The organism is Sphingobacterium sp. NGMCC 1.201703 (genome assembly GCF_047784615.1).
GTDB lineage: Bacteria > Bacteroidota > Bacteroidia > Sphingobacteriales > Sphingobacteriaceae > Sphingobacterium.
On record NZ_JBLOHD010000011.1, the window covers coordinates 285271 to 300926 of the forward strand.

The window sequence follows — 15656 nt, forward strand, 5'->3', positions numbered from 1 at the left end:
AATAACGAAAATAAAATTATAAAACTTAAAATCAAATAGTCGAATGTCCCCGCTTAATATCACTATTTAACTATTTTTATTCTCCTAACGGTTCCTGTTTGTATTTCGCTACAGGGTTTTCAAAAAAAATCAATAAAAAGAATAGAAAAAAATGGCTATTTTTGCATGATTTTCACATTTTAAATATTATTCAGACCGAATGAGTACTGTATTATCCGAACAGGAACAACTTAGAAGACAGGCGATGCAATCGTTGTTGGATATGGGAATCGAGCCTTTTCCAGCAAATGAATTTGTCGTCAACGCACACGCTGCCGATATTTTAAAAAACTACGATAGAGATAAATTGAATTATAAGAACATCACCATTGCCGGACGTATCATGAGCCGTCGTGTCATGGGAAGTGCCTCTTTTTTTGAAATTCAAGACTCTACCGGACGTATCCAGGCCTATATAAAGCGTGATGACGTATGTCCTGATGAAAATAAAGATCTCTACAATGTTGTTTTCAAAAAACTATTGGATATCGGTGATATTGTTGGTGTCAAAGGATATGTCTTTACCACACAGACCGAAGCAATCGCTATACACGTGGAGGAACTTACCGTATTATCCAAATCCTTGCGTCCACTTCCTGTGGTTAAGTCCGCTGATGGCAAAACATTCGATGCTTTTACGGATCCTGAGCAACGTTACAGAATGCGTTATGTGGATCTGATCGTGAACCCGGCCAACAAAGATATATTTGTAAAACGCACCAAACTTTTTAATGCCATGCGTCAATTCTTTAATGACGCGGGTTATATGGAAGTAGAAACACCAGTTTTGCAATCAATCCCAGGGGGGGCTGCAGCACGTCCGTTTATTACGCATCACAATGCGCTGGATATTCCATTATACCTTCGTATTGCAAACGAACTTTATTTAAAAAGACTGATCGTAGGTGGTTTTGATGGTGTATACGAATTTTCCAAAAACTTCCGTAACGAAGGAATGGACCGTACCCATAATCCCGAATTTACGGCAATGGAAATCTATGTAGCCTACAAAGACTACAACTGGATGATGGATTTTACAGAGCGCCTGTTGGAACATTGTGCGCTCGCTGTAAACGGTACTACTGAAGCCACCTTCGGTGAACATAAGATTGATTTCAGGGCGCCATATAAGCGCATTTCAATGACCGATTCCATTAAAGAATTTACAGGATTTGATATTACAGGTAAATCTGAAGAAGAAATCCGCATTGCTGCAAAAGGCATGGGAATCGATGTCAATGAAACAATGGGTAAAGGTAAGCTGATTGATGAAATTTTCGGTACTAAATGTGAGGGTAACTATATCCAACCCACATTTATCACGGACTATCCAAAAGAAATGTCCCCGTTGACAAAGAAACATCGGGACAATCCAGACTTAACGGAACGTTTCGAGTTAATGGTCTGTGGAAAAGAGATTGCTAACGCGTATTCTGAATTAAATGACCCAATTGATCAACGCGAACGTTTTGAAGACCAGTTGAAACTATCAGAAAAGGGTGATGACGAAGCTATGTTCATTGACCAGGATTTCTTGCGTTCATTGGAATATGGTATGCCTCCTACTTCTGGCTTGGGAATAGGTATGGACCGCCTGATTATGTTCCTGACAAATAATGCTTCTATTCAGGAAGTATTGTTCTTCCCACAGATGCGTCCAGAGAAAGTGGCAAAAGTTGCTGATGTCAAAGATTATGAAGAGCAAGGTATTCCGGCAGCCTGGGTACCAGCATTGCAAAAAATGGGCTTTACAACCATTGAAGCATTGAAAGACGCTAACCCAAATAAAGTTTTTAATGACCTGGGCGGCATGCGTAAAAAATTGAAACTAGAAATAGCAATGCCAAGTAAAGATGAAGTACTTGCTTGGTTTAACTAATTGAAATAACCATCAGGAGCGTGTCCGAAATAGATCGGACACGCTTTTTTTTGCCTACAGCTCCTACTCCTTTTTTGATCAGCTACTTTTCTATCAGTTCACTCCCAGGCTCTTAAACCACTTACGCAGATCTTCAGCTCCCCATAGCCCACAAGTTTATAGTATCTATCCCCTTCAAAACAGCATATCCAAATAGTACAGAACACAACATCGACGGTTAAAAATAAATTGTCATCGCCATTTAATATGATAGTCAGAAAGAACTTACTGCCGACCTGCATATCAGTTCGTGCTTTCGATAGTATGATGATTTTATTACAAAAACCCAGCCTCCAAATGGATGTGCTAAATTGAGAACATTTTCTATATTTACGTATCTTGAATTAAAATGGCTTTAGCGTATGAAGAGCATACTTGCCCTTGACGGTGGTGGTATTCGGGGAATTATTCCAGCTATGATACTGGTGGCTCTGGAGGAGAAATTACAAAAAAAGACAATGGATCCCAATGCACGGATCGCTTCCTATTTTGACTTTATCGCCGGCACGAGCAGTGGCGGTATCCTGACAAGCATCTTGCTCTACCCCGAAGAAGGAAACCCCACACATCCGAAGTTTTCAGCGCGCGACGCTCTAAACCTATTTGTCAATCACGGGACAGAGATCTTCCACACCTCCAAATGGCGACGTTTTCTGGGTGGATTTGGTCTGGTCAGTGAATTGTATTCTTCAGTGGCTTTATCAAATATTCTAGACAAATATTTTCAAAATGCACGCTTGAGCCATCTGATCAAACCATGTATCATAACGGCTTATAATATTGAATTACGCAAAAATCATTTTTTCAGACAGCAAAAGGCCATAACGCACGGTGAGGCACGCGATTTCTATCTGAAAGATGTCTGTAAGGCCACCTCGGCAGCTCCGACCTTTTTTCCCGTTGCCGAAATATATTCGATATCCAACACCCGATATCCGCTCATTGATGGTGGTGTATTTGCGCAGAATCCTTCGATCTGTGGTCTTCTAGAAGTGTTAAAAGCATTCAACAGCACACAGATTAATGATGTGTTTATGGTCTCTTTGGGTACCGGAGTATCAAAGACCGCGTACAACTACGAGCATTTCAAGAAAAAGCTTGCAATCCAGATCGGTCCTGCCCTGGTCGATATCATGACAAGTGCTTCCTCTGAGAGCACCGAATTTTTTATCAAACAATTATTCAGGAACAATGGCAAGGAACAGAATTATGTCCGTATGGAACCGGCAAACCTGTCCAGTATCAATGCCTCCCTGGATGCTGCCTCACCAAATAATATCCAGAAGCTCATATCCCTGTCCGACAAGCTGATCAGTGAACATGAAGACACTTTGGATTATATCATTGAGCACCTCATTAAAGAAAAGAACCAGAATAAGAAGAAAAATCCATGGAGCAAGTTGATGGATAAGTTCTAAAAGGTTACTTTTACGCATATTTAAATCTATTATGGCATTAAACTACGTTTGGGTTGCATTTTTTTTGATCACATTTGCCGTAGCCCTGGTAAAACTAATCTTTTTCGGAGACACTGAAATCTTCCAAAAAATTGTTAACTCTATCTTTGACAGTGCTAAAAACGGGGCGGAAATCTCCCTGGGACTGATCGGTATGATGAGTTTCGCTTTAGGAATAATGAAAATTGGTGAAAAGGGCGGCATGATCAATATCTTTGCAAAACTTGTAGGACCTTTCTTCCATAAATTATTTCCCGAAATTCCGAAAAACCACCCCGCCCTGGGCTCTATCCTGATGAATTTCTCCGCGAATGCACTTGGTTTGGATAATGCCGCCACCCCACTGGGCCTTAAGGCCATGAAGGAACTCCAGGAGCTGAATCCCAATAAGGACACAGCAACCAATGCACAGATTATGTTTATTGTGCTCAACGCCTCGAGTCTGACCTTACTGCCGATCTCTATTATGGCTTACCGCAAGGAGGCCGGAGCGCCGGATCCTTCGGATGTCTTTCTGCCGATCTTGATTGCGACCTTCTTCTCTACTTTGGTCGCACTGATTTTAGTAGCTATTTACCAGAAAATAAACCTGTTCAACCGGGTTGTTTTAGGCTATTTAGGCGCCATGTGTGTATTTATTGGAGGGCTGTTGTATTATTTCTCAGGTCTACAGCAGACTGAAATTGAAGTTTTTAGTAAAGTATTTGGTAATGTAATCCTATTTAGCCTGTTCACCTCATTTATAGGTTTAGCCCTGTTCCGCAAAGTGAACGTCTATGATTCCTTTATTGAGGGGGCTAAAGAAGGTTTTGAGGTTTCAGTCAAAATTATCCCCTATCTGGTGGCTATGCTGGTCGGCATTGCAGTCTTTAGAGCTTCAGGGACGATGGATTATATGGTGGCTGGAATATCCAAAGGTATAGCCCTATGCGGTTTGGATACATCTTTTGTTGACGCACTTCCGGTTGCATTTATGAAACCATTAAGTGGTTCGGGGGCCCGGGGACTAATGGTTGACCTCATGAATGCCAAAGGTCCGATGGACTTTGCCGCCCGGGTTGCCTGTGTTATCCAAGGTTCCACCGAAACAACATTTTATGTACTCGCGGTCTATTTTGGAGCTGTAGGTATAAAACGGACGAGACATGCGCTACCTTGTGCAATTTTAGCTGAATTGGCAGGCGTTGTAGCGGCTATTATTATCTCTTATATCTTTTTCAAATAGGGTCGATCATCAGCATTCGATCACAAACAATGGTAAGCAATAAAACGGATGAAAATAACAGCTCTTTAACGAGCCAAAATGAGGATCAACTGCCTATCATTCGTTGAACAAGAGATTAAAGTCTTTGAAAACAAATACATCGAAAAAAAGTACAAACAAATATTAGATACGGATGAAAAAAACAATCGCATTGATCGCCCACGATGGTAAAAAACCCGAAATGGTTGCTTTCGTCAAAGACCACCAAAACCTGTTGGAACATGCTAATATTATCGCAACAGGAACAACCGGTTCTTATGTACGACAAACAGGATTACCTGTGGAGTTAAAGTTAAGCGGGCCTATGGGCGGCGACGCACAGATTGCCGCATTGGCCGCCGAGGGTAAAGTCGATGGTATTATCTTTTTTCGCGACCCACTCGGCAAACATGCACACGAACCCGATATACAGATGTTAATGCGGGTATGTGATCTCTATAATGTTCCTTTGGCAACCAATCCGGCTACCGGGAGCCTAATTATTGAAGGCTTATTGGAAGACCTCGTTGACTAAAGAAAACTATTTTATTCAAGCTCAAGAAAAACTATTTTATTCAAGCGATGGAAAATGAAGTTATTGTCACTATAGGTGAAACACCTTATACCACAACTGTACAATATGGTAAACACAAGATTATTGCCGATGAACCCGAGGATCTGGGAGGCCAAGATCGGGGTATAAACCCAACTCCGCTTTTACTTTCTTCCTTAGGGACATGCAAAGCGATTACGGTAAAAATGTACGCAGACCGAAAAAATTGGCCTCTGGAGGAAGTTATAATCCGTCTTTCACACGAAATTCAGACCAGTGAGCAACAACAGACTACCTACATACAATGCCACATTAGCTTTAAAGGTGATTTAGATGACGAACAAAAAAAGAGACTATTTAAGATTGCTGAAAAGTGTCCCGTGCATAAAATCTTGACTAATCCCATTGTAATAACTTCAAATCATTTGTAATTGTTTCTTGGGATAACGGACAACACTATTTATATTTGTCCGCACAAAAAATCTTCATATCAGCATCCATGCTATTGCGGCAAAAGGATACCGAAGGTTCTTATCGACTTTTAAAATAGAGCAGAAAGGACTCAGGGATGAAAGAATAGGCAGGAATCAAGAATACATACACGTTCAATAAAAATAGCAAAGCGATGCAATTGGATCCACAAATAGCAATAGACTCTCCTTTTAGATCAATTAAACGCGAAGACTGGAAAAATCTAAATGGAAAGATATTGCACAATTTCAGCTCTGAAGATCTTGAAAATCTACATGCACTGAATGAGCCATTGACAAATCAGGAGATCGAAGAAGTTTACGTTCCTTTGAGCCATCTGCTAGAAATTCACATTGACCGTTTCCAGAGCCTGCATCAGCGAACAAATCGTTTTTTTAGTAAAGAAGAGAGCAAATTACCCTATATCATCGGCATCGCAGGATCTGTAGCGGTAGGAAAAAGTACAACGGCGAGAGTATTGCAACGTGTATTGAGTATGTTACCATCCAAACCAAAAGTTGACCTGGTCACAACAGATGGCTTCCTCTACCCCAACCAACAATTGATCGAAAGGGGTATTCTCAACCGCAAAGGTTTTCCGGAGAGCTACGACGCAAAACGATTGATACACTTCCTCTCCGCGGTTAAGTCTGGAGCACCTAAGATCACTGTTCCGGTCTATAGTCACCTGGTGTATGATGTCCTGCCTGACGACCAACAGCAGATCATCGAACAACCGGACATCCTCATTGTAGAAGGTATCAATGTATTGCAGGTTAACTCACAACGCCCCCGCAAGGGACATAGTGTCTTCGTTTCGGATTTCTTCGACTACTCCATCTATGTACACGCTAGTGAGAAAAATCTTATCGAATGGTACACCAATCGGTTTGAATCCCTACGTGCAACAGCCTTCCAGAATCCGGCTTCATTTTTTCATAAATATGCAGATATGTCACCCGAAGAAAGTCATGCCATGGCTGTGAACATCTGGAACGAGATCAACAAACCCAACCTGATCAAGAATATATTACCCACGCGTTATCGGGCTGACCTCATCCTCGAAAAAGGGAGTCACCATTTTGTTAAGAATGTGAAGGTCAGAAAAATTTAATTGACACTTCCCCTAAACTGTAGCACTTCATTGAGAATTTTGCTCTGCACCTGCTGATGAATCCGGTTGCTTGACGATATGGTACTGACTTCAACTTTATATTTTACATAGTCTTTGCCGAGGTCGGCTATCTTCACTAAAAATCCCTGCCCATGGTCCAGATTTGGATTATCCTGAAATAAAGGTTTAAAATACTCCTCCAGCTCCTCCACAGCGACCGCATGGTCAACCGGCAGTTCGAATTTTACGACAATTTTATTGGACTTCTGTGAGGTCTTGTTGACCAACGTCGCGGTAAACACCAGGTTATTCGGAATCATTACTGCATCATCATCCTCGTCCCTGACAACCAGATTGGCCAATGTAATATCGACGATTTTGCCCTGATATTCTCCAATTTTAATGCGATCGCCTACAGAAAACTGATCCGAAAACATAATAATCAGTCCCGATATCATATTGGTAATATACTCTCTAAAAATAACAGCAATCGCCATCGCCACAATAGTCATGCTGGTTATAAAATCCTTCGGGTTGATCCCGACAGCAATCATCACACTGACAATAATAAAAAATACATTTCCCACGGTTGCTACACGCGTAATTCCCAGCACAAAGTTGCCGCGGACAATCTGGTGTTCATTTCTGCTATTGTAAAGCTTAACCAGGATAAAATGACCGATCGAAATCAGTACACTGGCTGTCAGAAACGTGTTCAGTCCGTAGGCCATATTCCGAATGACCTCCCGCTGCTTATAAAAAGCCTCGAATTGCACAAATGAAGCGGTCAACGCAATCAGCAGGATAATCCGGGCAATAAAGGAAATAGAAATCGCTTTCGTCATTTTTAAACATTGATGATGTGCAAATAAAAACAAATTTATCGTTTTATCCACGGGGGCCAAAGATTTTTTTTGCCCTATGGAGTGACTAAAATGTTGCATAACTAAACAATTTTAGTTTAGGTAAAAAGCATTATCAGGAAATACCTATCTTTGCTTAAAGACATTACATGCTATTAAATGAAGGAATCCAACGTGCAAACTGAACTCAACGTAACCGGAATGCATTGTACAAATTGTGCTATTTCAATCCATAAATACCTGGAAGACAATGGAGCTAAGGAGATCTACGTTGATTTTGCTTCAGATGAAGTGAAATTCTCCGATATTCCCCCGGATCAGGTTCCACAGCTCGTTAAAGGAATAGAATCTTTGGGTTATAGAGTGGTCAAGGACAAAGACAGCAAAGTCAGCTTCTGGAAGTCAGTCGAATTTAAATTCCTGATCTGTCTGCTCTTTACCATTCCATTGTGGAGTCATATGGTTGTGAGCCACCCGCTGTTGCATGATCCCTATATACAACTGGCTTTCTGCACGCCGGTCTATCTTATTGGCTGTCTTTATTTTGGCCATAGTGCCCTACGCTCGCTATGGAATAAAATGCCCAATATGGATGTGCTCATCTTTGTGGGATCCACTGCGGCATTTGTTTATAGTGCTATTGGTACATATTATAAACTTGGACATGATTATCAATTTTACGAGACCTGTGCGACCATCATTACCCTGGTTTTTATGGGGAATGTGCTCGAAAGACGTGCTGTTACCAAAACCACATCTGCGATCAAGGATCTGGTTAAATATCAAGACATTAAGGCGATTAAAATCGTAGACGATCAGGAGATTGAAATCACCGCTAAAGAGGTCAAATCCGGAGATATCCTGAAAGTAAATACGGGCAGCCTGATTCCGGCGGACGGCGACATCCTCGATGGACACGGCTGGATCGACGAATCAATGATCACGGGCGAGAGTTTGCCCATCGAAAAAACAAAATATGAAGCTGTTATTGGCGGCACACTGCTGACTGCTGGCAATATCAGAATCACAGCGACCAAAGTGGGATCTAAAAGTGTTTTGTATCAGATCATTCAGTTGATCAAAGATGCACAACACAAAAAACCACCCATTCAGAAATTTGGTGATAAAGTAGCAGCTTATTTTGTTCCTATTGTTGTTACTATCGCCTTTTTCACTTTTTTTATTGCTTATTTTATTGCCCAGCTGCCCTTGCAACAGGCCTTGATGAATGCTATTGCAACGCTTGTTGTATCATGTCCTTGTGCGATGGGTCTGGCTACTCCAACAGCAGTGATGGTGGGACTTGGCCGGGCTACCAAGCAAGGTATCCTTATCAAAGGCGGGAGTACAATTGAAGAGTTGTCCGAGCTCAAACAAATGGTCTTTGACAAAACCGGAACGCTGACAACCGGCGATTTTAATATCAAGGCTATTCAGACCTTTGGTATTGAGCAATCCCAGGTAGAGTCTATTATCGCGCAACTGGAAAGTTATTCCAGTCACCCGATTGCCCAATCCATCCGCAGGCAGCTCAAGGAAATAAAGTCGTACCGCATTATTTTCAAAGATGTCAATGAAATAAAGGGACAGGGAATATTTGCTACGGACACCAATGGCAACAGCTATTCAATTTGTAACGCTAAGATTGGTAAAAAAGATTATTCGAACCGATACGATCTGACATTGACCATCAATGAAGTCGTCATTGCGGGTATCGTTCTTGAAGACCAGATCAAGCCCTATGCAAAGGAGCTTATTCAATATTTAAAAGATAAAGGTATCAGACCAATTCTATTAAGCGGTGACCGACAAAGCAAATGCGAACGTACGGCACAGAAACTAGGTATAGCGGATGTGTACTGGGAAAAATCGCCCAGCGAAAAACTAGCGATTCTCTCCGACCTGAAAATGACGGCTCCGACAGCTATGGTGGGTGACGGCATCAACGATGCTCCTGCCCTTACGGCGGCTGATGTTGGCATTTCTCTAGGTGATTCAACCCATGTCGCCATTCAGTCCGCAAAAGTCATTCTATTGAACAATGATCTGAAATCAATTGAAAAGCTCCTTCAGGTGGGACATCACACGCTGCTGACCATTAAACAAAATCTCTTTTGGGCATTCGCGTATAATATTATCGCAATCCCATTAGCCGCAGTAGGCTTCTTGGGACCTATGCTTGCCGCTTTAAGCATGGCCTTCTCCGACCTCATTGTCATCGGCAACTCGATCCGTCTGCGCTTTAAAAAACTGAAATAAAAACAATACGGCGTAAGTACCAAGACAATCCATAAAAGATTGTCTTTTTTGTGTATATTAGGGTTCAATTCATTCGCTTTTGAGGTTAAATTTTTGTAACTTCGCATGCGTAGCAAGCCAATTAAAAAGGCTTGCTTACTAGTTTTATTGAAACCAAATTCATATGGCTGAAGAAACAGAAAACGACAACAATCTTGTTCCGGCAAACGACCGGATTATCCCAATCAATATCGAGGATCAGATGAAGTCTGCTTACATTGACTACTCCATGTCGGTCATTGTATCCCGGGCTCTCCCTGATGCACGTGACGGCATGAAGCCTGTACACAGACGTGTTCTTTATGGTATGTTGGACTTAGGGGTTACCAGCGGTAAACCTTATAAAAAGTCTGCCCGTATCGTTGGTGACGTATTAGGTAAATATCACCCACATGGTGATTCCTCCGTTTACGACACGATGGTTCGTATGGCTCAAGATTGGAGTTTACGCTACCCGTTGGTAGACGGTCAAGGTAACTACGGTTCCATTGACGGTGACCCTCCTGCGGCAATGCGTTATACTGAGGCGAGATTAAAGAAGATTGCCGAGGAAATGCTTTCCGATATCAACAAAGACACTGTTGATTTCCAAAATAACTTTGATGACTCGTTACAGGAACCGACTGTATTACCAACACGTATTCCGAATCTTTTGGTTAATGGTGCTTCTGGTATCGCTGTAGGTATGGCAACAAATATGGCACCACACAACCTCTCAGAGGTCATTGACGGTACTATAGCCTTCATCGACAACCGTGATATTGAAGTTCCGGAGTTGATGCAGCATATTAAAGGGCCTGACTTCCCAACTGGGGCATTGATCTATGGCTATGCTGGCGTTCAGGATGCTTGTAATACCGGTCGTGGCCGTATTGTCATGCGCGCTAAAGCAGAAATAGAAACGACCAAATCCGGAAAAGAACAGATTATCGTAACCGAGATTCCCTATCAGGTGAACAAGGCCAATATGATTGAACGTACTGCTGATTTGGTCAATGAAAAGAAATTGGAAGGTATTTCGGCTATTCGTGATGAATCTGACCGTACAGGTATGCGTATCGTGTACGATATTAAACGGGATGCAAATGCGAACGTCGTATTAAACAACCTATTTAAATACACGGCACTACAAACCTCTTTTTCAGTCAATAACATTGCTCTAGTTAAAGGAAGACCTATGCTTCTGAATCTGAAAGATATGATTCATGAGTTTGTGGAACATAGACATGATGTTATTGTCAGACGTACACGTTACGAATTGGCAGAAGCTGAAAAACGTGCCCACATCCTAGAAGGTTACCTGATCGCGCTAGATCATTTGGATGAAGTCATTAAATTGATCCGTAACTCCGATACACCAGAAGATGCGCGGATCGGATTGATGGAGAAATTCGGTTTATCTGATCTTCAGGCTCGTGCGATCCTTGATATGACCTTGCGCCGTCTCACAGGACTGGAACGCGATAAGATCAAAGAAGAGTATGCTGAATTGATGAAAACAATCGACTATTTGAAATCTGTTCTGGCAGATGAAGATCTCCGAATGAAGATCATCAAGGATGAGTTAATTGAGATCAAAGAAAAATATGGCGACGAACGCCGCTCGCAGATTGTGCATTCTGCCGAAGATATGCGTATGGAAGATTTTATTGATGACGAAGAAATCGTAATCACCATCTCCCACAACAGTTATGTAAAACGTACGCCATTATCTGAATATAAACGTCAGGGTCGTGGTGGACGTGGATCAATCGGAACAAATACACGCGAAGAGGATTTTACTGAGCATATCATTACTGCTTCGGCGCACAACTATATGCTTCTATTCACCGAAGCGGGTCGTTGTTTCTGGTTACGTGCATTTGAGATCCCTGAAGGTAGCCGGACTTCCCGTGGCCGTGCGCTTCAGAACATCATTAATGTTCCGAAAGAAGAGAAAATCAAAGCCTTTATCTTAGTGAAGAACCTGAAAGACCAGGATTACTTGGAGAACAACTTCATTATTATGTGTACTAAAAAAGGTACCATTAAGAAAACGTCTTTGGAAGCTTATTCCCGTCCTCGGGCAAATGGTATCAATGCGATCAACATTAACGATGGCGATCAATTAATCGAAGCATGTTTGACTACAGGAAGTAGTGAGATTGTCATGGCATTGCGTTCAGGTCGGGCAATTCGCTTTAATGAATCTACAGTTCGCCCAATGGGCCGTACTGCGACAGGTGTCCGTGGAATTACTTTATCTTCCGAGAGTGATGAGGTGATTGGCATGATTAGTGTCAATGATTCAGAAACAACTGTATTGGTGGTTTCGGAAAAAGGTTACGGAAAACGTACCGATATCGAAGACTACCGTGTCACAAACCGTGGTGGCAAGGGGGTCAAAACAATCAACGTAACCGATAAAACCGGTGAATTGGTTGCTATAAAAGGTGTTACCGATGCCGAAGATCTGATGATCATCAATAAATCAGGTATTGTTATCCGGATTGCCGTAGAGGAATTACGCGTCATGGGCCGTGCGACACAAGGCGTGAGACTCATTAATCTGAAAGATAACGATGAGATTGCTTCCATCACTAAAGTAGATCGTGAGGAAGAATCAGATGAAGAGACCGTCGATATCGAGAATTCAACAGAAACAGATAACGAAGGATCAGCTTCTGAAGAAAACATAGATTCAAACGAAGAATAAACTGCATGAAAAACTTACTGATATCATTGTTAATATCTGCAAGTAGTTTAACTGTTGTTGCCCAATCAAATCTGAAAGAGGGCAGCAACAGTTTTGCTTTATATACCAAAACTGGTGATTTTAAACATCTTGAAAACGCCCGAAAATTTGCTGACGCTGCGTTTCAAACAAAAAAAGACACAACTTCTGTCAACAATAACCTGTTAAGGGCTTTGGTATATAGTTCCCTGGCAGTTGCGGATTCAACTCGAAAACAACAGTATAAACTAGATCCGATCGATATGTCCATCAAATCCTTAAAATTACTGGATGCCAAAAAAGCGCGACGGAATTTTCCTGCAGAGATGGACTACGTACGTCAGAATCTTGCCGGTGCAATCTCCTATCAAGGCAGTGCCGCTCTAAAAGAAGAGAAATTTGATAAAGCATATAAAGCTTACCTTCGCATAGACTCGCTAGGTTTTAAAAATCGTGACCTGAAATATAATCTTGCCGTACTCGCCGGAAAAAACAAAGATTATATGAATTCCATTAATTACTATGACCAGCTTATTAAAGCCGAAGATCCAAAGCCAAATTACTTTTTGGAATTGGCACAAATATATAGCTTAGGAGGTACTAAACAGGATGTTTTAAACGTTCTAGAGAAAGGACGTGCTATATTCCCTGAGAATAAGCAAATACTTTTTAGATTAATAGATGTGTATTCAGCCAATAATTCGTACGATGCAATATTGAATGTGATCGCTGATGCAATTCGTCTTGAACCTGAAAATGTTGAATTGAATTACATTGCTGGCTATTCCTACGAAAATGCAAATGATCTAAAAAAAGCAAAAGAATACTATAATAATGTCTTACGATTGGATCCGAATAACTATCAATCTAATCTTGCATTAGGCTTAATTAATCTCGAAACGCTATTAAAAGATCCGACAAATCAAGATATACAGGATTTGACAATCGAATATCTATTAAAAGCAAACGAGATAAAACCTTATGACGTGAATGCCTTAAAAGCATTGGCAAAGTATTATACGCTTATAGATGATGCGTTGCAATTGGACAGGGTGAATTTATTATTGAATCAATTAACAGTTAAATAGATATGAATTTAAAATCTCTATTATTATTAGCGGCAATAGGTACTGTATCTACATCAGTTTCTTTCGCCCAAACGGGTAACGTAAAAAAGGCAAAAACTGGTCTTGCAAAGTTTCAGGAATTAAAAGATGCCGGTACTGCACAATTAGGCTTACCAAATCTAAAATCAGCAAAGGAGGCTATTGATGCTGCTGTCATTCATGAAAAGACAAAAGATAATGCAGAAGCTTGGACCGTATACGCTTTAGTGAACGCAAACCTATCAACTATAGATAAATCCGCTGAATTGGCAAAACTTGCAGAAGATGGTATTGCTAAGGCAAAACAACTGGATTCCGATGGCGCTAATAAAGCGAATATCACTGTAGCTGAGCAGATTCTTGGACAATATAACTTCAATATTGGTGCGGAAGAATACCAGGCACAAAAATATGCCGATTCGTATAATTCGTTCACCAAAGCATTGACTTATCTTCCCGGAGATACGCTAGTGACTTACTACAGCGGTGTCGCAGCATTGTCCAACAAAGATTATAAAAATGCGATCGAACGTTACAAAGAATTGATCCCGAGAAAAGACTTCTCTTCGCATAAAACAATCATGGTTGATTTACCTAAATTGTATTTGTCGTTGCAAGATACAACTTCGGCTCTTGAATATGCAAAAAAAGCCGCTGAAGCTTATCCTGATGACAATGCAGCGATGACACAAAACATCGAGTTGAATCTGATCACAGGACACGAGAAAGAAACAATTGATGCGATCACTTCACAATTGGCTAAAGATCCTTCAAACAAAAGCTTAAACTATTATTTAGGTATTGCACAAGCATCTGCAAAAAATGATGAAGCTGCAATTGCTGCATACAAAAAAGCGCTAGAAATCGATCCTAATTTCTTTGAAGCAAATACGAATTTAGCGATCACACTGATGAATAAAGTCCGTGAAAAACTAAATGTTGTAAACAATAACAGAAAATTGACGCAAGCGCAATATAACACAGAGGTAGACAAGATTAAAGCAGAATTAAAACCTGTTTTACCTTATTTAGAAAAAGCTGTTGCTTTACAACCTAAAAACATAGATGCGTTAACGAATCTGAAAAACTACTATGTTTTTATGCAGGATGAGGCAAAAACAACTGAAGTCAATGCTAAAATTAAAGAATTAGAATAATTACAATTAATTCTTTTAGAATAAACAAAAATCCTCGGTACCGCCGGGGATTTTTTGTTTTTCCCTCAGGGAAATGCAGATTTCCCTTAAGGGTACGCAAAACTTTCCAAAAGGAATTTACTTTATTCCAAGAGCGACACAAGTTTCCCTCAAGGGTACGCAAAAACTTCTTAAGGGAATTTACTTTCCCCTGAGGGGAATGCAGATTTCCCTTAAGGGTACGCGAAACTTTCCAAAGGGAATTTACTTTACTCCAAGGACAACACAAGTTTCCCTTAAGGGTACGCAGATTTCCCTTAAGGGTACGCGAAACTTTCCAAAGGGAATTTACTTTACTCCAAGGACAACACAAGTTTCCCTTAAGGGTACGCAGATTTCCCTTAAGGGTACGCGAAACTTTCCAAAGGGAATTTACTTTACTCCAAGGACAACACAAGTTTCCCTTAAGGGTACGCAGATTTCCCTTAAGGGTACGCGAAACTTTCCAAAGGGAATTTACTTTACTCCAAGGACGACACAAGTTTCCCTTAAGGGTACGCAAAAACTTCTTAAGAGAATTTACTCTTCCCTCAGGGGAACGCAAATTTCCCTTAAATTCAGCTAAGAAAATACAGCTTTCTAAAATCTGTCCTGAATGGCTTTAAACAAGGTTTATTAGAAAAATATTATTCTAATTCAATAAGTTTTAGGGGTAAAATACTGCCAAATAAACTTTTCCGCTTTT

General features: G+C 40.9%; 11 protein-coding genes. 10 read left to right on the forward strand and 1 reads right to left on the reverse strand.

From position 1 onward, the window contains the following. Positions 1-199: 199 nt before the first annotated feature. The 6 genes from lysS (at position 200) to coaA (ending at position 6795) form a co-directional block, all read left to right on the forward strand. A complete protein-coding gene (gene lysS / locus ACK8HY_RS21440; protein WP_416134763.1) occupies positions 200-1918 on the forward strand; it encodes a lysine--tRNA ligase in 1719 nt (572 codons plus the stop codon). A 401-nt stretch (positions 1919-2319) separates the two neighbouring features. Next, a complete protein-coding gene (locus ACK8HY_RS21445; RefSeq protein ID WP_077434228.1) occupies positions 2320-3375 on the forward strand; it encodes a patatin-like phospholipase family protein in 1056 nt (351 codons plus the stop codon). Positions 3376-3406: 31 nt separating this feature from the next. Continuing rightward, positions 3407-4639 carry a nucleoside recognition domain-containing protein gene (locus ACK8HY_RS21450; RefSeq protein ID WP_077434230.1) on the forward strand — a complete coding sequence of 411 codons (1233 nt, stop codon included), beginning with the start codon at positions 3407-3409 and terminating at the stop codon, positions 4637-4639. Between the two features lie 172 nt (positions 4640-4811). Further along, on the forward strand, positions 4812-5192 hold the full coding sequence (locus ACK8HY_RS21455) for a methylglyoxal synthase (protein WP_416134764.1): 381 nt from the start codon (positions 4812-4814) through the stop codon (positions 5190-5192). Positions 5193-5239: 47 nt separating this feature from the next. Beyond that, positions 5240-5641: an OsmC family protein gene (locus ACK8HY_RS21460; RefSeq protein WP_416134765.1), complete on the forward strand. Its 402-nt coding sequence runs from the start codon at positions 5240-5242 to the stop codon at positions 5639-5641. A 194-nt stretch (positions 5642-5835) separates the two neighbouring features. After that, positions 5836-6795 (forward strand): type I pantothenate kinase, encoded by a 960-nt coding sequence (gene coaA / locus ACK8HY_RS21465; RefSeq protein ID WP_077434236.1) that lies wholly within the window; start codon positions 5836-5838, stop codon positions 6793-6795. Here the strand turns inward: coaA and ACK8HY_RS21470 are convergent. Continuing rightward, positions 6792-7640, reverse strand: coding sequence for a mechanosensitive ion channel family protein (locus tag ACK8HY_RS21470; RefSeq protein WP_077435848.1), 849 nt, complete (start codon positions 7638-7640; stop codon positions 6792-6794). The genes coaA and ACK8HY_RS21470 overlap by 4 nt on opposite strands. Before the next feature lie 177 nt (positions 7641-7817). Here ACK8HY_RS21470 and ACK8HY_RS21475 point away from each other — a divergent pair, with 177 nt between their 5' ends. The 4 genes from ACK8HY_RS21475 to ACK8HY_RS21490 all read left to right on the forward strand — a co-directional run bounded on the left by ACK8HY_RS21475 (position 7818) and on the right by ACK8HY_RS21490 (position 14932). Beyond that, positions 7818-9917 carry a heavy metal translocating P-type ATPase gene (locus tag ACK8HY_RS21475; RefSeq protein WP_416134766.1) on the forward strand — a complete coding sequence of 700 codons (2100 nt, stop codon included), beginning with the start codon at positions 7818-7820 and terminating at the stop codon, positions 9915-9917. A gap of 163 nt (positions 9918-10080) precedes the next feature. Continuing rightward, positions 10081-12651, forward strand: a complete 2571-nt coding sequence (gene gyrA / locus ACK8HY_RS21480; protein ID WP_416134767.1) for a DNA gyrase subunit A — start codon at positions 10081-10083, stop codon at positions 12649-12651. 5 nt (positions 12652-12656) lie between these two features. Further along, the gene (locus ACK8HY_RS21485; RefSeq protein WP_416134768.1) at positions 12657-13757 is read left to right on the forward strand and encodes a tetratricopeptide repeat protein; all 1101 of its coding nucleotides are present in this window, start codon (positions 12657-12659) and stop codon (positions 13755-13757) included. Between the two features lie 2 nt (positions 13758-13759). Then, a complete protein-coding gene (locus ACK8HY_RS21490) occupies positions 13760-14932 on the forward strand; it encodes a tetratricopeptide repeat protein (protein WP_077434244.1) in 1173 nt (390 codons plus the stop codon). Positions 14933-15656: the final 724 nt, after the last annotated feature.

Excerpts from the sequence above, each read along its gene's own strand:
- lysS (WP_416134763.1), top strand. The coding sequence starts at position 200 with ATGAGTACTGTATTATCCGAACAGGAACAACTTAGAAGACAGGCGATG.
- ACK8HY_RS21445 (WP_077434228.1), top strand. The coding sequence starts at position 2,320 with ATGAAGAGCATACTTGCCCTTGACGGTGGTGGTATTCGGGGAATTATT.
- ACK8HY_RS21450 (WP_077434230.1), top strand. The coding sequence starts at position 3,407 with ATGGCATTAAACTACGTTTGGGTTGCATTTTTTTTGATCACATTTGCC.
- ACK8HY_RS21455 (WP_416134764.1), top strand. The coding sequence starts at position 4,812 with ATGAAAAAAACAATCGCATTGATCGCCCACGATGGTAAAAAACCCGAA.
- ACK8HY_RS21460 (WP_416134765.1), top strand. The coding sequence starts at position 5,240 with ATGGAAAATGAAGTTATTGTCACTATAGGTGAAACACCTTATACCACA.
- coaA (WP_077434236.1), top strand. The coding sequence starts at position 5,836 with ATGCAATTGGATCCACAAATAGCAATAGACTCTCCTTTTAGATCAATT.
- ACK8HY_RS21470 (WP_077435848.1), bottom strand. The coding sequence starts at position 7,640 with ATGACGAAAGCGATTTCTATTTCCTTTATTGCCCGGATTATCCTGCTG.
- ACK8HY_RS21475 (WP_416134766.1), top strand. The coding sequence starts at position 7,818 with ATGAAGGAATCCAACGTGCAAACTGAACTCAACGTAACCGGAATGCAT.
- gyrA (WP_416134767.1), top strand. The coding sequence starts at position 10,081 with ATGGCTGAAGAAACAGAAAACGACAACAATCTTGTTCCGGCAAACGAC.
- ACK8HY_RS21485 (WP_416134768.1), top strand. The coding sequence starts at position 12,657 with ATGAAAAACTTACTGATATCATTGTTAATATCTGCAAGTAGTTTAACT.
- ACK8HY_RS21490 (WP_077434244.1), top strand. The coding sequence starts at position 13,760 with ATGAATTTAAAATCTCTATTATTATTAGCGGCAATAGGTACTGTATCT.